Origin of the sequence: Delftia sp. 60 (assembly GCF_002754395.1) — a bacterium.
Taxonomy (GTDB): Bacteria; Pseudomonadota; Gammaproteobacteria; order Burkholderiales; family Burkholderiaceae_C; genus Comamonas; species Comamonas acidovorans.
In genome coordinates this window covers 5,185,913-5,204,323 of the sequence record NZ_PEFD01000001.1, presented here as the reverse complement: position 1 = coordinate 5,204,323, position 18,411 = coordinate 5,185,913, and the positions used below count along the sequence as shown (strand labels likewise).

General features: G+C 68.2%; 14 protein-coding genes. 8 read left to right on the top strand and 6 right to left on the bottom strand.

Annotated elements, in window-relative coordinates; all coding sequences use genetic code 11:
• Positions 1 to 23 precede the first annotated feature (23 nt).
• Genes CLV01_RS23450 through CLV01_RS23435 form a run of 4 tightly spaced genes read right to left on the bottom strand, consistent with a single transcriptional unit; the run spans position 24 to position 4,167 of the window.
• Positions 24 to 953 (bottom strand): dihydrodipicolinate synthase family protein, encoded by a 930-nt coding sequence (locus tag CLV01_RS23450; protein ID WP_099733087.1) that lies wholly within the window; start codon positions 951 to 953, stop codon positions 24 to 26.
• A gap of 11 nt (positions 954 to 964) precedes the next feature.
• Positions 965 to 2,137 (bottom strand): L-rhamnonate dehydratase, encoded by a 1,173-nt coding sequence (locus tag CLV01_RS23445; protein ID WP_065345999.1) that lies wholly within the window; start codon positions 2,135 to 2,137, stop codon positions 965 to 967.
• Between the two features lie 28 nt (positions 2,138 to 2,165).
• Positions 2,166 to 3,194: a 4-hydroxythreonine-4-phosphate dehydrogenase PdxA gene (locus CLV01_RS23440; protein ID WP_099733088.1), complete on the bottom strand. Its 1,029-nt coding sequence runs from the start codon at positions 3,192 to 3,194 to the stop codon at positions 2,166 to 2,168.
• A gap of 7 nt (positions 3,195 to 3,201) precedes the next feature.
• A complete protein-coding gene (locus CLV01_RS23435; protein WP_099733089.1) occupies positions 3,202 to 4,167 on the bottom strand; it encodes a Bug family tripartite tricarboxylate transporter substrate binding protein in 966 nt (321 codons plus the stop codon).
• A 115-nt stretch (positions 4,168 to 4,282) separates the two neighbouring features.
• Between CLV01_RS23435 and CLV01_RS23430 the strand changes: the two genes are divergently transcribed.
• Positions 4,283 to 5,239, top strand: a complete 957-nt coding sequence (locus tag CLV01_RS23430) for a LysR family transcriptional regulator (protein WP_099733090.1) — start codon at positions 4,283 to 4,285, stop codon at positions 5,237 to 5,239.
• On the opposite strand, the gene CLV01_RS23425 is transcribed toward CLV01_RS23430, so the two are convergent.
• On the bottom strand, positions 5,236 to 6,165 hold the full coding sequence (locus CLV01_RS23425; RefSeq protein ID WP_013801416.1) for a LysR family transcriptional regulator: 930 nt from the start codon (positions 6,163 to 6,165) through the stop codon (positions 5,236 to 5,238). The two genes, CLV01_RS23430 and CLV01_RS23425, sit on opposite strands and share 4 nt — an antisense overlap.
• Positions 6,166 to 6,292: 127 nt before the next feature.
• On the opposite strand from CLV01_RS23425, the gene CLV01_RS23420 reads away from it, so the two are divergent.
• The 3 genes from CLV01_RS23420 to CLV01_RS23410 all read left to right on the top strand — a co-directional run bounded on the left by CLV01_RS23420 (position 6,293) and on the right by CLV01_RS23410 (position 12,357).
• Positions 6,293 to 7,075, top strand: coding sequence for a putative hydro-lyase (locus CLV01_RS23420; RefSeq protein ID WP_012206776.1), 783 nt, complete (start codon positions 6,293 to 6,295; stop codon positions 7,073 to 7,075).
• 233 nt (positions 7,076 to 7,308) lie between these two features.
• Positions 7,309 to 10,941, top strand: a complete 3,633-nt coding sequence (locus CLV01_RS23415) for a hydantoinase B/oxoprolinase family protein (protein WP_099733091.1) — start codon at positions 7,309 to 7,311, stop codon at positions 10,939 to 10,941.
• A gap of 126 nt (positions 10,942 to 11,067) precedes the next feature.
• Positions 11,068 to 12,357, top strand: a complete 1,290-nt coding sequence (locus CLV01_RS23410; protein ID WP_012206774.1) for an MFS transporter — start codon at positions 11,068 to 11,070, stop codon at positions 12,355 to 12,357.
• 28 nt (positions 12,358 to 12,385) lie between these two features.
• Here CLV01_RS23410 and CLV01_RS23405 read toward each other — a convergent pair whose 3' ends face one another.
• On the bottom strand, positions 12,386 to 12,895 hold the full coding sequence (locus CLV01_RS23405) for a DUF1993 domain-containing protein (RefSeq protein WP_012206773.1): 510 nt from the start codon (positions 12,893 to 12,895) through the stop codon (positions 12,386 to 12,388).
• 116 nt (positions 12,896 to 13,011) lie between these two features.
• Between CLV01_RS23405 and hxpB the strand changes: the two genes are divergently transcribed.
• The 4 genes from hxpB (at position 13,012) to CLV01_RS23385 (ending at position 18,408) form a co-directional block, all read left to right on the top strand.
• Complete coding sequence (gene hxpB / locus CLV01_RS23400) at positions 13,012 to 13,707, top strand: hexitol phosphatase HxpB (RefSeq protein ID WP_257221477.1); 696 nt, start codon at positions 13,012 to 13,014, stop codon at positions 13,705 to 13,707.
• A 162-nt stretch (positions 13,708 to 13,869) separates the two neighbouring features.
• On the top strand, positions 13,870 to 14,490 hold the full coding sequence (locus CLV01_RS23395) for an RNA polymerase sigma factor (RefSeq protein WP_013801422.1): 621 nt from the start codon (positions 13,870 to 13,872) through the stop codon (positions 14,488 to 14,490).
• The gene (locus CLV01_RS23390; RefSeq protein WP_017406731.1) at positions 14,487 to 15,521 is read left to right on the top strand and encodes a FecR family protein; all 1,035 of its coding nucleotides are present in this window, start codon (positions 14,487 to 14,489) and stop codon (positions 15,519 to 15,521) included. Before CLV01_RS23395 ends, CLV01_RS23390 begins: the two co-directional genes overlap by 4 nt.
• A gap of 271 nt (positions 15,522 to 15,792) precedes the next feature.
• Positions 15,793 to 18,408 (top strand): TonB-dependent siderophore receptor, encoded by a 2,616-nt coding sequence (locus tag CLV01_RS23385; protein ID WP_099733093.1) that lies wholly within the window; start codon positions 15,793 to 15,795, stop codon positions 18,406 to 18,408.
• Positions 18,409 to 18,411: the final 3 nt, after the last annotated feature.

Genomic DNA, 18,411 nt, shown 5'->3' with positions numbered 1-18,411 from the left:
CGATTCTTGGGCCATCGACTCCCTCAGCGCCCCCAGCGCAGCACCAGCGGATCCAGCCGCCGTGCAATGTCCAGCAACTGGCGGCGCACCTCGGGGTGCATGGGCGGCCAGGGCGCGCGCGGCGCGTCGCAGGCGATCACGCCGCCGGCCTTCATCAGCGCCTTGGCGGCCAGGAAGCCGGCCTGGCGGTTTTCGTGGTTGATCAGGGGCAGCCAGCGCTGGTAGAGGGCGAATGCGGTGTCGGGGTCGCCGTTCCTGTGCGCTTCGATGATGGGGCGTATGCCGTCGGCAAAGCCGCCGCCCGTCATGGAGCCCGTGGCGCCGGCCTGCAGGTCGGCCAGCAGGGTGATGGCTTCCTCGCCATCCCAGGGGCCTTCGATGGCCTCGCCACCCAGGGCGATGAGTTCGCGCAGCTTGCCGGCGGCGCCTGCGGTTTCCATCTTGAAGTAGCAGACTTGCTCGATCTCGCGGGCCATGCGCGCGAGGAAGGCGGGGGACAGCGGCGTGCCTGCGGCCGGCGCGTCCTGCACCATGATGGGAATGGCGATGGCATCGGACACGGCCTGGAAGAAGTCCTGGATCTGGGGCTCGCCGAAGCGGAAGGTGGCGCCGTGGTAGGGCGGCATGACCATCACCATGGCCGCGCCCATGTCCTGCGCGCGGCGGCTTCGCTCGGCGCACACGCGCGATGAGGTGTGCGTGGTGGTGACGATCACGGGCACGCGGCCCGCCACATGCTCCAGCGCCGTGCGCGTGAGGACCTCGCGCTCGTCATCGGCCAGCAGGAACTGCTCGGAGAAGTTGGCCAGGATGCACAGGCCGTCCACGCCCGAGTCGATCATGAAGTCCAGGCAGCGCTTCTGGCTGGCCAGGTCCAGCGTGCCGTCCTCGTGGAAGGTGGTGGGTACCACGGGGAAGATGCCGCTGTAGCGCGGCCGAGAAATTCCGGGCATGGCGTGCTCCCTCATTCGACGATGCGGAACTGGTCCAGGTACTCGGTCTTGAGCGTGAGGCCCAGGCCCGGCACATCGTCCCTGAGCTGCAGGAAGCCGTTCTCGGCCACGGGCTCGCCGTCGAAGATGTACCAGAACAGCTCGTTGCCCACCTCCACGTCGAAGATGGGGAAGTACTCAGCCATGGGCGAGGCCAGCGTGCTCATGGTCAGGTGGTAGTTGTGCATCTGGCCCGCATGCGGGATCACGGGCACGCTGAACGCCTCGCACAGCGCGTTGATCTTGTGCGCCGCCGTGATGCCGCCCACGCGGTTGGTGTCGTACTGCACGACGCTGACGGCCTTTTTGTCCAGCAGCTGCTTGAAGCCGTAGAGGCTGAACTCGTGCTCGCCGCCCGAGATCGGAATGCTGGTGAGCCGGTTGAGTTCGGCATAGCCGTCGATGTCGTCGGCGATCACGGGCTCCTCCAGCCAGCGCGGCTCGAACTTCTCCAGCTTGGGCAGCATGCGCCTGGCGTACTCCAGGTTCCAGCCCATGTAGCACTCCAGCATCAGGTCGCAGTCGTAGCCTATGACCTCGCGCACGGCCTCGACCGAGCGCAGGTTCTCGCGCACGCCTTCCTGCAGATGGGCCGGGCCGTAGCCGAAGCGCATCTTGAAGGCCTTGAAGCCCTGGTCCAGGAATTTCTGCGCCTCTTCCTGCATGGCCTTGAGGTCGGTGCGGTAGAGCTTGCTGTAGTAGCAGGGAATCCTTTCCTTGGTGCGCCCGCCCAGCAGCTTGAACACAGGCTTGTTCACGCTCTTGCCCAGGATGTCCCAGATGGCCAGGTCCACGGCCGAGATGGCGGCCATGGTCACGCCCTTGCGGCCCCAGGCGTGCGTGGCGCGGTACATGCGCTGCCACAGGTATTCGTAGTCCCACGGGTCCTGGCCGATGACCAGGGGCGCCAGGTACTCGTCGATGATGGCCTTGGCGATGCGCGGCGCCAGCGCCACGTTGCCCAGGCCGACGATGCCGTCGTCGGTCTCGATCTCCACCACCGTCCAGGAATGGAAGCGGAAGGTGGACATGGTCTCCTGCGGCGCATAGAGCAGGTCCATGGCGTTGGAGCAGAAGTTGCCCTGGGGCGGCACGGTCTTGCCTTGCCATTCGTAGACGCGGGCGCGGACGGATTTGATTTTCATGATGGTGATGGCGAGGGAGTGAAGTCAGTCAGGGCAGGCGCGTGGCGCCCATGCGGCAGGCGATCAGAAAGGCCTGCCAGGTGGCCTCCACGCTGGCCCGGCCCTGGCCCGCGATGTCATAGGCCGTGCCGTGGGCCGGCGTGGTGATGGGGATCGGCAGGCCGCCCTGCACGGTCACGCCGCGCGAGAAGCCCAGCAGCTTGATGGCGATCTGGCCCTGGTCGTGGTACATGGTCACGATGGCCTGGTACTCGCCCGCCTGGGCCTTCAGGAAGATGGTGTCGGCCGGGAAGGGGCCGTGGAACGGATCGGGCGTGGGCCAGTCGCGGGCCTGCAGCGCGCGCACGGCCGGCGCGATGATGTCGATCTCCTCGCGCCCGCAGGTGCCGCCGTCGCCGTTGTGCGGGTTGAAGCCCGCCACCGCCACCTTGGGGGCCGCCATGCCGCTGGCCAGCAGCGCGCGGTAGATCAGCTCGGCCGCCTGCGCGATGCGCTCCTGGCTCAGATAGCCGGCCACGTCCCTGAGCGGCACATGCGACGAAATGCGCGAGGTCCACAGATCGCCCAGCGTATTGAATTCGCAGAAATAGCCGGTCACGCCCAGGTGCTCGGCAAAGTGGTGCAGCTCGTCCTCATGGCGCAGGCCGCCCAGCTTCATGGCCTGCTTGTTGAGCGGCGCAAAGCAGATGGCGTCGATCTGGCCGGCCTGGGCCGCGTCCATGCACCGGTCCAGCACCTGCAGCACCGAGCGCCCGCCTGCGGCTTCGGCACGGCCCTGGTGCACGGCTTCGGCGGCCACCGTGTCCAGGGCCAGGAAGGCGGGCAGGGCGGTATCGGTGCGGCCCCGTGCATGGGCCATGCTGGCGATGGGTGTGGTGGCCACCTGCAGGCCCGCGATGCGCTGGCCCTGCTGCCACAGCCAGGGGTCGCCGGCCAGCACGATGTTGGCCTTTTGCATGGCCTCGGGCCGCGCCAGCAGGCGTGCGATCAGTTCGGCGCCTATGCCGGCGGGATCGCCCAGGGTCAGGGCGACGACGGGAAGTTCGGATGCGGGCATGTGCGGCTCAGTCGATCTTGATGTGGTTCTTGCGGATGATTTCGCCAAAGCGCTGGTACTCGGCGTTGTGCAAGGCGATGAACTCCGCCTGGCCCATGGGCTGCAGCTCGGCGCCCACGGCCTCCAGGCGCGTGCGCGTCTCGGGCATGGCCAGCACCTTGTTGACCTCGTCGTGCACCCGGGCCTGCACGGCGCGGGGTGTGGCCGCTGGCATGTAGATGCCGTACCAGGCGCCTATCTCCACGCCGGGCAGGCCGGCCTCGGCCAGCGTGGGCACCTGGGGCAGTTGGGCGTTACGCCGGGCCGATGTCACGCCCAGGGCGCGCAGCTTGCCGGCCTTGATCTGGCCGATCACCGAAGGCATGGTGTCGAAGCTCATCTGCACCTGGCCGCTGACCAGGTCCACCAGGGCGGCGGCGCTGCCCTTGTAGGGCACGTGGGTCAGTTCAATGCCGGCCGCGTCCTTGAACATCTCGGCCGCGATGTGCTGGGTGCTGCCCGTGCCGCTGCTGGCGAAGTTGATCCTGCCGGGCTCCTTGCGGGCCAGGGCGACCAGTTCCTGCACCGAGTTGGCGGGCAGGTTGTTGCCCACCACCAGCACATTGGGCACTGCGCCCACATAGGCCACGGGCACCAGGTCGCGGTTGCTGTCGTAGCCCAGCTTGAGCAGGTGCGGGGCAATGGCATGGGCCGTGACCACGCCCATCACCATGGTGTGCCCGTCCGTGGACTTGGCCGTCATGTCCACGGCCAGGGTGTTGGAGACGCCGGGGCGGTTTTCCACGATCACCGGCTGGCGCAGCAGCGGCGCCAGCCGGTCGGCCACGGCACGGGCCATGGCGTCGGTGCCGCCGCCCGGGGCCGAGCCCACAAGCATGCGCACAGGCCGCGTGGGCCAGTCCGGCGAGGTTTGGGCCAGGGCGATGGCGGGCAGCAGGGCAGCTGCGGCCAGCAGCAGGGGGCGGCGTTGCATGTCTTGTCTCCGGTGCTTTTGTTGTGGACCCATGCTAGGCAGATGATTGATCGCCGTAAACTGAAAGTTGCTGATGAATCAATAACCTTGGGTAATCAATTCACGGGATATTCCTATGGGCTCCATCGACCGCAGGGACAGCACGCCGCAACTGCTCAACCGCCTGCGCATGCGGCAGGTGGCGCTGATGCTGGCCATCGACCAGAAGGGCACGCTGCGCGGCGCCGCAGCCGAGCTGGGACTGAGCCAGCCGGCCGCCACCAAGATGCTGCATGAGCTGGAAAGCGCGCTGGGCCTGCCCCTGTTCGACCGCGTTGGGCGCGGCCTGCAGCTGAACGCGGCGGGCGAGCGCGTGACGGGCTACTTCCGCTACCTGCGCGGCGGCATGGAGGCGCTGAACCGCGAGCTGCAGGAACTGCGCGAAGGCAGCGCGGGGCGGCTGGCCGTGGGCAGCATCATGGCGGCCTCGCCGGGGCGGCTCACGCAGGCGCTGCTGGCGCTCAAGCGCCAGTGGCCGCTGCTGTCCATCGAGGTGGCCGTGGACACCAGCGACCGGCTGCTGGCGCAATTGCAGGACGGCGTGCTGGAGGTGGTGGTGGGCCGGCAGACCGGGCAGGCCGATCCCGCCCATCTGTTCCGCACGATTGATGACGAGGCCCTGTCCATCATCGTGGGCTGCAGCCATCCGCTGGCGCGTGCCCGCAGCCTGGGCTTTGCCCAACTGCAGGCCCATGGCTGGGTGCTGCAGCCGCCCGGCAGTCCCATGCGCGCACTGATCGACCAGGAATTCCAGGCCCATGGCCTGCCGCTGCCGCGCGGCCTGATCGAGACGGGCTCCATCCTCACCACCATGAACCTGGTGCGCAACTCCGACCTGATCGCCGTGATTCCGCAGGCCGTGGCCCGGGACAGCGCCGCGCACGGCATGGTCCGCATCCTGCCCTATCGCATGCGCCGCAACCTGCAGGCCTACGGCAGCCTGGTGCGCCGCGACCGGCCGCTGAGCCAGGCGGCCGCCAGCTTTCTGGCGCTGTTGCATGGGCAGGAGCCGCCGCCGGCATCCGCGCCCTAGCCGATGTACCGCGCCAGATGCGGGCTGACCCGCTTGCAGTAGCTCTTGCAGACGCGGCGCAGCACCTGGGCAGTGTCGGTGACGCCGGGCGGCGGGCTCTTGGGGTACCAGGTGGTGATGCGAAAGGAGGGCGGCGTGGGCAGTTCCAGCTCCACCAGCTCCCCGCTTTCGAGCTGCGGCGCCACCAGCATGCCGTGCATGATGGCGACGCCCAGGCCCTCGCGCACCAGCGAGACCAGCGCCGCCAGCGAGGGCGATCCCGAGATGCGCAGGTCGCTGGAGACCATGCCGCTTTGCACGGCCAGCTGCTGTGCCATGGCCACGGCCTGCTCGTAGGGGCCGGTGCCGCGCATCTGGGTCAGCAATTGCTTGCCCAGCGCCTTGTGCAGACCATCCTTCCTGGGCACCAGGCCCCGCCTGGCAATCCAGTGCACGGGCACTTCCAGCAGGTTCTCGACCACGGCGAACTGGGGGTCCACCCCGCTGCCGGTGCGCACGATCAGGTCCAGGTCGCGCCGCATCATCTGCTCCGACAGGTGGGTGCTCAGATCGACGGTCAGGTCCAGCTCGATGTGCGGCAGGCTGGCACCCATCGCCTTGACGAATTCGGGCAGGAAGGTGTGTACCGCCGTCTCCAGCACACCGACCCGCAGGCGGCAGCCGATGGCGTCGTCGGACCTGGCGGCACGCTCCAGGGTGCGTGTGGCTTCGATGACGGCTTCCGCATGCCGCAGCAAGCGGGCGCCGGCATCGGTGATCTGCAGCGTCTTGCGGTCCCAGTGGAACAGGGTCACGCCCAGGTCCGACTCCAGCCCGCGTATGCGCATGGAGACGGCGCCGGGGCTGGCATGCACCAGTTCGGCCACGCGGCGCACGCTGCCGATGCGTGCCAGCAGCACAAAGGTTTCCAGAAAGCGGATGTTCATGGGGGGCTGCGCGGGCTGCAGTGGCTGTTCAGTTTTCCTGGGGGAGGCTGCGCACAATTCCTGAATGGACCGGTGGCCTGCTGCTTTTTACATTGGGGGGGCATCTCCATTCAATAGAGGCTCCCCCATGACGCATTGGACCCATCCGACCGAATTCCGCCAGGAGGTGCGCGCCGGACGCTTTCGCGGGCAGACGGCCGGGCAGTGCCCCGGCTACACCCAGGGCAACCTGGCGATACTGCCGCGCGAGTGCAGCGAGGAGTTCCTGCGCTTTGCCCGGCTGAATCCCAAGTCCTGCCCGCTGATCGGCGTGACCGAGCCCGGCAGCAGCCGCGTGCCCGAGCTCGGCGATATCGATCTGAAGACCGATCTGCCCTCGTACTGGGTGTTTCGCGATGGTCACAGGGCCGAGCAGGTGAATGACCTCACGGACCTGTGGCGCGACGACCTGGTGGGCTTCGTCATCGGCTGCTCCTATTCCTTCGAGGACGCGCTGCGCGACGCCGGCGTGCCCGTGCGCCATATCGACGAGGGCCGGGGCGCTCCCATGTTCATCACCGACATTGCCAACGGCCAGGCGGGCCGGTTCGGTGGCCGGATGGTGGTCAGCATGCGGCCCATGACGGCCGCCCAGGCCATCCGTGCGATCCAGGTGACTTCGCGCTTTCCCAGCGTGCATGGGGCGCCCGTGCACCTGGGCGACCCCGCGCAGATCGGCATTGCCGATATCGAGCGGCCGGACTTCGGCGAGCCCATGGCGCTCAAACCCGGGGAGATCCCCGTGTTCTGGGCCTGCGGCGTGACGCCCCAGCAGGCCATCCGCTCGGCGGCCCTGCCATTCGCCATCACGCACGAGCCGGGCCACATGCTGGTGACGGAGTTGCGCAACAGCCATCTGGCCGCGTTCTGACGGCCTGCCTGCCTGGCATGGGGCCCGCTTCGGCGGGCCTTTTTCTTTGCGTTGACGGCCGGCAAGGGGCCGCTCCTGTTCAGTTTTCGTGAACAGAGGGGGCGAAAACTTCTCGATGGACGCGGTCCAGGTGCACTTTTAGATTGGACGCCAGTGGTGGGCACCGGCGGAGGGCCGTGCTCCAGGCCACGGTTTTCCTGACTTCAACTTCGAGACAAACGGGTTCCGACACCATGCAAGAACGCTCCACTCCCCATGACAGGCGCTGGCAATTCTGGATAGACCGCGGCGGCACTTTCACCGACATCGTGGGCAAGCGGCCCGATGGCAGCCTGGCCACGCACAAGCTGCTGTCGGAAAACCCCGAGCAGTACCGTGACGCGGCCGTGGCCGGCATCCGCCACCTGCTGGGCCTCAAGCCCGGCGAGCCGGTCACGCCGGACCTTGTGGAGTGCGTGAAGATGGGCACCACGGTGGCCACCAATGCGCTGCTGGAGCGCAAGGGCGAGCCCACGCTGCTGGTGACCACGCGGGGCTTTCGTGATGCGCTGCGCATTGCCTACCAGAACCGCCCGCGCCTGTTCGACCGGCATATCCAGCTGCCCGAGCTGCTGTACAGCGAGGTGGTGGAGGCGCTTGAGCGCGTGGATGCCCATGGGCAAGTGCAGCAGGAACTGGATGTGCTGCACCTGCACACCGCGCTGCTGCAGGCCCATGCCCGGGGCCTGCGCAGCGTGGCCATCGTCTTCATGCATGGCTACCGCTACATGCGGCACGAGCAGATTGCGGCGCGCATTGCGCGGCAGGCGGGATTCACGCAGGTCAGCACCTCGCACGAGACCAGTCCGCTGATGAAGTTCGTGAGCCGGGGCGACACCACGGTGGTCGATGCCTACCTCTCGCCCATCTTGCGCCGCTATGTACAGCAGGTCGCTGGCGAGATGCCGGGCGTGCGGCTGTTTTTCATGCAGTCCTCCGGCGGGCTGGCCGATGCGGGCAGCTTCCAGGGCAAGGATGCCATCCTGAGCGGGCCGGCCGGCGGCATCGTGGGCATGGCCCGCACGGCGGGGCTGGCCGGGCACGACAAGGTCATCGGCTTCGACATGGGCGGCACCTCCACCGATGTCAGCCACTACGCTGGCGCCTTCGAGCGCCAGTTCGAGACCCAGGTGGCCGGTGTGCGCATGCGCGCGCCGATGATGAGCATCCACACGGTGGCCGCCGGTGGCGGCTCGGTACTGGCCTATGACGGCTCGCGCTTTCGCGTGGGACCGGAGAGCGCGGGCGCCAACCCCGGCCCCGTGAGCTACCGCCGTGGCGGGCCCCTGGCCGTGACCGATGCGAACGTGATGGTGGGCAAGGTCCAGCCGCGCCACTTCCCCAGCGTGTTCGGCCCGGCCGCCAACGAGCGGCTCGATGGCGAGGCCGTGCGGGCGCGCTTCGATGAACTGGCGGTGCAGACGGGGCGCAGGCCCGAGGAAGTGGCCGAAGGCTTCATCCGCATCGCCGTGCAGCAGATGGCCAACGCCATCAAGAAGATCAGCGTGGCGCGCGGCTATGACGTGACGCGCTACACGCTGCAGTGCTTTGGCGGCGCGGGTGGCCAGCATGCCTGCCTGGTGGCCGATGCCCTGGGCATGACCCGTGTGTTCGTGCATCCGCTGGCCGGCGTGCTCAGCGCCTACGGCATGGGCCTGGCGGACCAGACCGTCATCCGTGAACAGGCGATGGAGGTGGCGCTGTCTGCGGCGGCCTTGCCGCTGATCGCGGAGTCGCTGGATTCGCTGGGCGACGCGGCCAAGGCCGAGCTTGAGCGCCAGCAGGTCGGTGCCAGTCCCGTGCAGGTACGCTACAACGTGCATGTGCGCTATGAGGGCACGGATTCCGCCCTGGCCGTGCCCTTCGGCGGGCTGGACGACATTCAGGCGGCCTTCGAGTCGGCCTATCGCCAGCGGTTCGCCTTCCTGATGGCGGGCAAGGGCCTGGTGGTGGAAGCCGTTTCCGTCGAAGCCGTGATTGCGGGCGATGCGCCCAGCGAGCCGGTGCTGCAGGAGCATCCGCCGCGCGAGCATCCGCGCCGTGAAACCGTGCGCATGTACTCCGACGGTGCCTGGCATGACGCGGCCCTGGTGGTGCGCGAGGACCTGCGGCCCGGCGACGCCATTCCCGGCCCGGCCATCATCGCCGAGCGCAATGCCACCACGGTGGTCGAGCCCGGTTGGCTGGCGCGGCTCACGGCGCTGGATCATCTGGTGCTGGACCGCGTGGTCGCGCGCAAGGCCGAGTACGCGGCCGGCACCTCGGTGGACCCGGTGCTGCTGGAGGTCTTCAACAACCTGTTCATGAACATCGCCGAGCAGATGGGCCTGCAGCTGCAGAACACGGCCTACTCGGTGAACATCAAGGAACGGCTGGACTTCAGCTGCGCGCTGTTCGATGCCGAGGGCCACCTCATCGCCAATGCGCCGCACATGCCCGTGCACCTGGGCTCCATGGGCGAGAGCATCCAGACGGTCATCCGCAAGAACGCCGGGCGCATGGCCCAGGGCGATGTCTATGTGCTCAACGACCCCTACCAGGGCGGCACCCACCTGCCCGACATCACGGTCATCACGCCCGTGTACGTGGCCGACGAGGCATCTCCCACCTTCTACGTGGGCAGCCGGGGCCACCATGCCGACGTGGGCGGCATCACGCCCGGTTCCATGCCGCCGTTTTCCACGCGCATCGAGGAAGAGGGCGTGCAGATCGACAACTTCAAGCTGGTCGATCGCGGCGTGCTGCGCGGCCAGGAGATGGTCGAGCTGCTGCAAAGCGGCGAGTACCCGAGCCGCAACCCGCACCAGAACCTGGCCGACCTGAAGGCCCAGATCGCGGCCAATGAAAAAGGCGTGCAGGAGCTGCGCAAGATGGTGGCCCAGTTCGGCCTGCCCGTTGTGCAGGCCTACATGGGCCATGTGCAGGACAACGCCGAGGAGTCGGTGCGCCGCGTCATCACGCGGCTCAGGAACGGGCAGTTCACGCTGCCGCTGGACAACGGCGCGCAGATCCGCGTGGCCGTCACCGTGGATACGGCGGGCCGCAGCGCGGTCATCGACTTCTCGGGCACCAGCGCCCAGCAGACCAACAACTTCAATGCGCCGCGCGCCGTGTGCATGGCGGCCGTGCTGTACGTGTTCCGCACGCTGGTGGACGACGACATCCCGCTCAACGCGGGCTGCCTCAAGCCCTTGAAGGTCATCATTCCCCAGGGCTGCATGCTCAACCCCAATGCACCGGCCTCGGTGGTGGCGGGCAATGTGGAGACCTCCTCCTGCATCACCAATGCGCTGTTCGGCGCGCTGGGCGTGATGGCGGGCAGCCAGCCCACCATGAACAACTTCACCTTCGGCAATGCGCACCACCAGTACTACGAAACCATTGCCGGCGGCAGCGGCGCGGGCGCGGTGCTGGACGCCGAGGGCCGGGTGGAGCGCGGGTTCAACGGCACCAGCGTCGTCCAGACGCACATGACCAATTCGCGCCTGACAGATCCGGAGGTGCTGGAGTTCCGCTTCCCCGTCATGCTGGACAGCTATGCCATCCGCGAGGGCTCGGGCGGCAGCGGGCGCTGGCATGGGGGCAGCGGCGGTGTGCGGCGCGTGCGCTTCCTGGAAGCCATGACGGCCAGCATCCTGTCCAACGGACGCCTGAACCCGGCCTTCGGCATGGCGGGCGGCCAGCCGGGGCAGCCGGGCATCAACCGTGTGCTGCGCGCCGATGGCCAGGTCGAGGCGCTGGAGCACATCGGCGCCGTGCAGATGCAGCCCGGCGATGTGTTCGAGGTCTGCACGCCGGGGGGCGGCGGCTACGGAACGGCGGCCTGACACACCGCCTGCAGGGGTCTGTCCGGGTGGTAGATGAGGGCCGCCCGGCCAGACCTGGTTCATCACCGATGCAATGCCATTGAAGGCAAGACGCTTCTGCATACCGAAGCGCAAGGAGACTGAAAAATGACAAGCCTTGACAATGCCAAGCCCCTGGCTGGCGAACAGTCGCAGGGCAGCTGGCTGGGCCAGCTCGAACCCCGGGAAAAACGCGCACTGACGGCCTCGTTCGGCGGCTACGCGGTCGATTCCTTCGACTACTACACGCTGCCTCTGGTCACGCCGATCCTGCTGTCGCTGTGGGGCATGAGCAAGACCGAGGTCGGCCTGATCGGCACCTCGACCCTGGTGGCCTCGGCCATCGGCGGCTGGATGGCCGGCATTCTGGCGGACCGCTACGGGCGTGTGCGCGTGCTGCAGTGGACCATCCTCGTGTTCGCCCTTTTCACCTTCGCCTGCGGCCTGGCGCAGACGCCGGGCCAGTTGCTGCTGGCCCGCACGCTGCAGGGGCTGGGCTTTGGCGGCGAATGGGCCGTGGGCTCGGTGCTGATCGCCGAGACCATAAGGCCGGCTTTCCGTGGCAAGGCGGTGGGGTTGGTGCAAAGCAGCTGGGCCATAGGCTGGGGGGCGGCCGTGCTGGTGTCCATGGCGCTGTTCTCGTTTCTGCCGCCCGAGATCTCATGGCGGGCCATGTTCCTGCTGGGCCTGCTGCCGGCCTTGCTGATCCTGTTCATCCGCCGTTCCGTCAAGGACCCCGAGGTCTACCTGAAGACCCGCGCCGCCGTGGGCCGGGGCGAGCGCAGCGGACACTTCCTGGACATCTTCAAGGGCGGCATGCTCAAGACCACGGTGCTGGCCAGCCTGATGTTCACGGGCATGCAGGGCGGCTACTACGCCATTGCCGTGTGGCTGCCCACCTTCCTGAAGAACGAGCGCCATCTGACGGTGCTGGGCTCGGGCGGCTACCAGTTCATGTTCATCTTTGGCGCCTTTGCCGGCTACCTGTGCGGTGCCTACGCCTCCGACCGGCTGGGCCGGCGCCTGGCCTTCACGCTGTTCGCCATCGGCGCCGGCAGCCTGGCCTATGCCTATACGCTGCTGCCCATCACCGATGCCTGGATGCTGGTGCTGGGCTTTCCGCTGGGCTTTTTCATGTCGGGCATATTCAGCGGCGCCGGAGCCTTCCTGGCCGAGCTGTTCCCCAACGAACTGCGCGGCTCCGGCCAGGGCTTTTGCTACAACTTCGGCCGCGGCATCGGGGCCACCTTCCCCGCGCTGGTGGGCGTGTTCAGCGACCGGCTGGGCCTGTCGCTGGGCACGGCCATCGGTATCTGCGCCACGGCCGGCTACGTGATGGTGGTGATGTTCGCCATGTGCCTGCCGGAGACGCGGGGCCGGGATCTGGCCGCGCAGTGAAGCGCTGGCCAGACCGGCCACGGCACGCTCAGTAGCTGCCCATGTAGTCGCGCTTGCCGACCTCGACGCCGTTGTGGCGCAGCAGGGCATAGGCGGTGGTCACATGGAAGAAGAACTGCGGCAGGCCGTAGTGCAGCAGGTAGGCGCTGGCGCTCAGCTTCTTTTCCTTGGGCGTGCCGGGGCGCAGCACGATCTCGCGGGACTCGCTTTGCGCGAACTGCTCGGGCGCGAACGAGCCCACATGGTCCAGCGCCTTGGTGATCAGCGCCTGCAGGTCGGCAAAGCTGGTCTGCGTGTCGGGCCACGAAGGCACCTCGGCGCCGGCCAGGCGCGAGGCGATGCCCTTGGCGAAGTCCGCAGCAATCTGCACCTGGCGCACCAGCGGGAACATGTCGGGGAACAGGCGGGCCTGCAACAGGGCGTCGGGATCGATGTTCTTCTGCGCGGCGTGTTCCTCGGCCTTTTTGAGCACGTCGGACAGGGCCTTCAGCATCTGCTGCAGGACGGGAATGGAGGCGGTGTACAGGGGGCTGGTCATTGCGGGCTCGCTAAGGATTGTGAAGGGCTGGCAATCGCATGCACCTGCATCCATCGCCAGCCGGCACAGGCTAACAGCAACTGCTTTCACTTGCCGCCTGCGCTAGCATGCGCGCCATGCAAATCCCTGAAGCCGCTCCCTCGTTCGCAGGTCTTGGCCAGGCCGGATTCGGCGCCGCCATCTTCGACATGGACGGCCTGCTCATAGACTCCGAGCCCTTCTGGAAGCGTGCCGAACGAGAGTCCTTTGCCGAGGTCGGCATCGACATCACGGCCGAGATGTCCCGCGTGACGGCGCCCATGACCACGGCGCAGGTTGCCGCGCACTGGTATGCCCACCGGCCCTGGCAGGGGCCCAGCCAGCGCGATCTGGAGAGCCGCGTGGTCGCGCGCGTGGCGGCCCTGGTCAGCGCGCATGGGCAGGCCCTGCCCGGCGTGCGCGAAACTCTGAGCGCCTGCCGTGCCCTGGGCTGGCGCGTGGCGCTGGCCTCGAACTCTCCTTTGTCTTTGTGCCACCACACTCTGGATGCGCTGGGCCTGCGGCCGGCGTTCGACGCCATCGTCTCGGCCGAGCAGGTGGTGCGCGGCAAGCCTGCGCCCGACATCTACCACTTCGCGGCGCAGCGCCTGGGCGTGCCGGCCGGGCGCTGCCTGGTGTTCGAGGACTCCGTCTCGGGGACACATGCGGCGCGGCAGGCCGGCATGACCGTCATCGCCGTGCCGTCCGAGGACCAGTGCTTCGACGAGGCACAGCCTGCGCCGCACTGGGTGGTGCCCACGCTGGTGACGCTGCATGGGGCAGCGGGCCGGTAAGGCATTGGCGGGGCCCGCATCGCATGGCGCGTGCCGGCCGCAAAGGTGTTGATGAGAACCATTCTCAGTACAATCGCCGCCCGTGCCGTTCTTCTTCGTCCTGTCCGTTTCCCATGCCGGCCTGCCTGCCCGCGTCCAGACCGCCGTGCCGGGAGCCTCCCCGTGAGCGCGCGCGTGCCAGGCGCGGACGATGATGCCGCTCCCTCGCTGCTGGCCCGCGTGTATGCGCGCTGGCACCAGCCTCTGCGCCGCCTGCTGGGCCGGCAGATGCGCAACCGCGAGGATGCCGAGGATGCGGTGCAGGAGGTCTTCGTGCGCTATGCGGCCTCAGGCAAGGCCCTGCCGCCCGAGGAGCAGGAACCCTATCTGCGCGTGATCGCCCGCCATGTCTCGCACGATGCCTGGCGCCGCTCGGCGGGCGCGCCGGGGCGCGAATCGGTCTCGCTGGATGAACACATGGAACTGGCGCAGCAACTGCCGGCCGGCGAGGGGTCGGACCCCCTGCAGGCGGCGCACCACCGCGAGCGGCTGGGCCGGCTGGAGCAGGCCATGGCCGAGCTGCCCGAGCGCCGCCGCGAGGCCTTCGTGCTGCACAGCATCGACGGTCTCACGCAGACCGAGGTGGCGCAGCGCATGGGCATCTCGCGCCGCATGGTGCACAACCATGTGACGCTGGCCATGGCCTATTGCGAACTGCGCGTGCAGTACGGCAGCGCCGAAGACATGCGCCTGATGCAGGGCCTGCTGGCGCAGGCCGCGACGGACGGGGAGGGCCGGGAATGACGCTGACCCCGCAACGCCTGCAATTGCATGCCCGCGCCGCCGACTACTTCGCCCGCCGCCGCGAAGCCGACTGGACCGGCGCCGACGAGCGCGAACTCGACGCCTGGCTGGCCGCCGACCCGCAGCACCGCAGCATCTTCGAGAGCTTGGGGCGCACGGTGCTGGACCTGCAGCAGTTGCGCAGGCCGGCGCTGGCCTGCGACGCGGCTGCTGCGCCGCAAGCCAGGGCGAGCGGGCCGCGTGCGCAGACACAGGCCCACTTGCCCGCGCCGGCACGTCAGCGCACACGCCGCGGCCTGATGCCTGCGTTGCTGTCGGTGGCTCTGGTCACGACGCTGGCCCTGGGCGGGGGCTGGTATGCCTGGGACAACCACGCAAGCCATGTGATCGAGATGGCCACCGGCCCCGGCGAGGTGCGCGAGGCCGAACTGCCCGATGGCACGCGGGTCACGCTGAATTTTTCCTCCAGGCTGCAGGTGCGCTACTACCCGCGCCGCCGCGAGACGGTGCTGGACCAGGGCGAGGCCTTCTTCCAGGTCGCCGCCGACCGCTCGCGGCCCTTCACCGTGGACAGCGGCGCCAGTCAGGTCCGCGTGGTGGGCACGGCCTTCAATGTGCGCGCCGGGCCGCCCGCGCTGGTGGTGAAGGTGCTGGAGGGCAAGGTGGAACTGCGTCCCGACCGCCATGCTGCGGACGGCAGGCGCCTGCTGCTGGGCGCGGGTGCCGGCATGTCCGTCGATGCCCGCGACGGCACGCAGCATCCGCTGGCGGCCGGTGCGGACACGGTGGGCGACTGGCGCAGCGGCCAGATGGTGTTCCAGCAGGCAACGCTGGCCGAGGTCGCCGCTGATCTGTCGCGCTACCTGGGCCAGCCCGTACGGGTGGATGGCGATGCGCGGCTGGCCGCGCTGTCCGTGTCCGGCGTGGCGCTGACCGGCAAGCCCGAGGTGTTTCTGCGCTCGTTGCCGCACTTGTTGCCGGTGCGTGTGCAGGCCGAAGCGCAGGGCGGCTGGCGAATCTCGGCGCATTGAGTGCCTTGTCTATTTGTAAATTAATGTAAACAACCCGCTTTCTCGATTCGTCCACGTTCCCACTTTGGCGCGGTAGCGGGTTTTACCTTCATGGAGGCCGGGTTTTTTCGCGCCTCCATGGTTGCCAGCCAGGCCGCTGCCCAGTGCACAGCTCAGCCAACAACCGCGACGGCCGCGCACGCGCGTGGCGGGTGGACGCTCAACTGTCTGCCTGCCACCCGCCGCGCACACCGCGACAGCGGGCAATGGACACAGTGCAGCAGGAGCAGGGATGCAAGCAGGAAAAGAACAGGGCAGCGCCGCCATGGGCGCGGGCATTTGGGGAGGAGAGTTTCAGCACAGGGGCAGGCCATGGCGGCGGGCAAGGATGCCGTCGCTGGTGGCCGCAGCCCTGGTCGCGCTGGCGCAGCCTGCGGTGCAGGCGCAGCAGCCATCGTCCGTGCAGGCGGGGCAGGCGGGGCAGGCAGGGGAGCTGGCCTTCAGCATCGCGCCCCAGCCGCTGGCCGGCGCGCTGCGCCAGTTCACGCAGCAGGCCCAGCACCAGGTGCTGTTCGATCCGCAGATCGTTGCAGGCCGCACTTCGCCGGCCTTGCAGGGCCGCTTCACGCCGCGCCAGGCGCTGGACCGGCTGCTGGCCGGCACGGGCGTGACCGTGATCGACGCCGTGCCGGGCGCCTACACGCTGAAGGCACCCGCCAGGGAGCCGTCGCCGGCAGCCGATGCTGCGCTGGGCACGGTGCTGGTCACGGCCCAGGCACACGCTGGCGATACCACGGAGGGTTCGGGCTCCTATGCGGCCTCGCGCGTGTCGCTGGGCAAGGGGCAGAGCGTGCGCGAGACGCCGCAGTCCATCTCCGTGGTCACGCGCCAGCGCATCGAGGACCAGGGCCTGGTCTCCGTGGGCGACGTGATGCAGCAGACCACGGGTGTGACGGTGGACTACGCGGGCTCGGGTGGCCTGGGCGGCACGGCCAACAGTTTCTACGCGCGGGGCTTCCAGATCAGCAATGTCCAGATCGACGGAGCGGCGGTGGATGCCTTCAGCCAGGGCACCTTCGATCCCAACATGGCCATGTACGACAGCGTGCAGGTGATCCGCGGCGCGGACGGCCTGTACAGCGGCAATGGCGAGCCCGGCGGCTCCATCAACCTGGTGAGAAAGCGCCCCACGGCGCAGCCGCAGGTGCTGGCCTCGGCCTCGGTGGGCAGCTGGAACCAGCGCCGTGCAGAACTTGATGTGGCGGGCCCCCTGGCTGCCGATGGCCGGGTGCGCGGCCGCGCCGTGCTGGCGCACAGCGACCGCGAGTTCTTCTATGACTACGCCGATGCGCGCAACACCTTGCTCTACGGCATTGTGGAAGCCGATCTCACGCCTGCGACCAAGCTGACCCTGGGCGGCAGCTACGACAAGTCGGCCAGCCTGCCTTGGCGCGGTGGCCTGCCGCGCGCGGCCAATGGCGACGATCTGCACCTGCCGCGCCATACGGCACTCATGGCGGGCTGGGGCCATTACGACAGGACCAACAAGGAGCTGTTCGCCCAGTTGGAACAGAAGCTGGAGGGCGACTGGCGCGTCCGCGCCCATGCCAACTATGTCAAGGTGGACAGCGACAGCCGGTTGGCCGACGTCACCGGCGCGGTCGATCCGACGACGGGCCTGGGAGCCACGCTCAACGGCTTCTCCAACGATTTCTATTCCACCAAGAAGGCGCTGGATGCCAACGTCAGCGGAACGTTCTCCCTGCTGGGGCGCAGGCACCGGCTGCTGCTGGGCGCGGACTGGGCCAAGATCCGTGACACGCAGGACACCTTTCTGTCCGAGGTGGACATGCCGGGGGGCATCAACGTGTTCGGCTTCGACCCGGGCGCCATTCCCCTGCCCAGCTTCGTCTGGAAGACGCGCAGCTTCGCGGGCTATGGCGCCACGCAGAAAGGCCTGTACGGCCGGCTCAACCTGAGCCTGACGGACCGGCTGACGGCCATCGTCGGCGCACGCCGCGCCAGCTATGCAACGCAGACACCCTGGCTGCGCTTCGACCGGGCCGGCAATCTCACCAGCCGCATCGTGTCGTCCAATAGCGAGAGCGGTATCTTCACGCCCTATGGCGGCCTGGTCTACGACATCGACGACCGCTGGACGGCCTACGGCAGCGTCGCCGAGATCCACAAGTCCCAGGCCGACAAGCTGGGTGGGCCCTTGCCCGGCACGCCGCTGGACCCCATCAAGGGCCGCAATTTCGAGCTGGGCGCCAAGGGCGAGTTCAACGAGGGCCGGCTGATGGCCTCCATGGCCCTGTACCGCATAGAGCGCAATGGCGAGGCCGTGGCCGATCCCTCCTACCCCAACACCGACATCGGCGACGCGGGCCTGAACTGCTGCTGGCTGAGCAAGGGCAAGGTGGTCAGCCAGGGCGTGGAAGGCGAGATCTCGGGCGAGCTGGCGCGCGGCTGGCAGCTGTTTGCCGGCTACACCTTCAACCGCAACCACAACAAGACGCCGGGCATCGAAGGCATCTACCACTCCGTCACGCCCAAGCATCTGTTCAAGCTGTGGAGCACCTACCGCCTGCCGGGCGAGCTGTCGCAATGGACGATTGGCGGCGGGGCCAATATCCAGAGCGCACATTTCGTCAGCGGCACGGCCAAGACCTTCAATCCTGACTCGGGCAAGTTCGATGGCGCGGCCGTGCCCTTCAAGTTCAGCCAGGGTGGCTATGCCGTGTGGAATGCCAGCGTGCAGTACCGCATCAACCGCAACTGGCAGGCCGTGCTCAACCTGAACAACCTCTTCGACAAGGTCTACTACCGCACGGTGGGCACCAGCGGTGGCAACAACTGGTATGGCGAGCCACGCAATGTGATGCTGACGCTGCGCGGTAGCTTTTGAAGA

Coding starts and splice junctions, on each gene's coding strand:
- CLV01_RS23450 (WP_099733087.1), bottom strand. CDS start 953: ATGCCCGGAATTTCTCGGCCGCGCTACAGCGGCATCTTCCCCGTGGTA.
- CLV01_RS23445 (WP_065345999.1), bottom strand. CDS start 2,137: ATGAAAATCAAATCCGTCCGCGCCCGCGTCTACGAATGGCAAGGCAAG.
- CLV01_RS23440 (WP_099733088.1), bottom strand. CDS start 3,194: ATGCCCGCATCCGAACTTCCCGTCGTCGCCCTGACCCTGGGCGATCCC.
- CLV01_RS23435 (WP_099733089.1), bottom strand. CDS start 4,167: ATGCAACGCCGCCCCCTGCTGCTGGCCGCAGCTGCCCTGCTGCCCGCC.
- CLV01_RS23430 (WP_099733090.1), top strand. CDS start 4,283: ATGGGCTCCATCGACCGCAGGGACAGCACGCCGCAACTGCTCAACCGC.
- CLV01_RS23425 (WP_013801416.1), bottom strand. CDS start 6,165: ATGAACATCCGCTTTCTGGAAACCTTTGTGCTGCTGGCACGCATCGGC.
- CLV01_RS23420 (WP_012206776.1), top strand. CDS start 6,293: ATGACGCATTGGACCCATCCGACCGAATTCCGCCAGGAGGTGCGCGCC.
- CLV01_RS23415 (WP_099733091.1), top strand. CDS start 7,309: ATGCAAGAACGCTCCACTCCCCATGACAGGCGCTGGCAATTCTGGATA.
- CLV01_RS23410 (WP_012206774.1), top strand. CDS start 11,068: ATGACAAGCCTTGACAATGCCAAGCCCCTGGCTGGCGAACAGTCGCAG.
- CLV01_RS23405 (WP_012206773.1), bottom strand. CDS start 12,895: ATGACCAGCCCCCTGTACACCGCCTCCATTCCCGTCCTGCAGCAGATG.
- hxpB (WP_257221477.1), top strand. CDS start 13,012: ATGCAAATCCCTGAAGCCGCTCCCTCGTTCGCAGGTCTTGGCCAGGCC.
- CLV01_RS23390 (WP_017406731.1), top strand. CDS start 14,487: ATGACGCTGACCCCGCAACGCCTGCAATTGCATGCCCGCGCCGCCGAC.
- CLV01_RS23385 (WP_099733093.1), top strand. CDS start 15,793: ATGCAAGCAGGAAAAGAACAGGGCAGCGCCGCCATGGGCGCGGGCATT.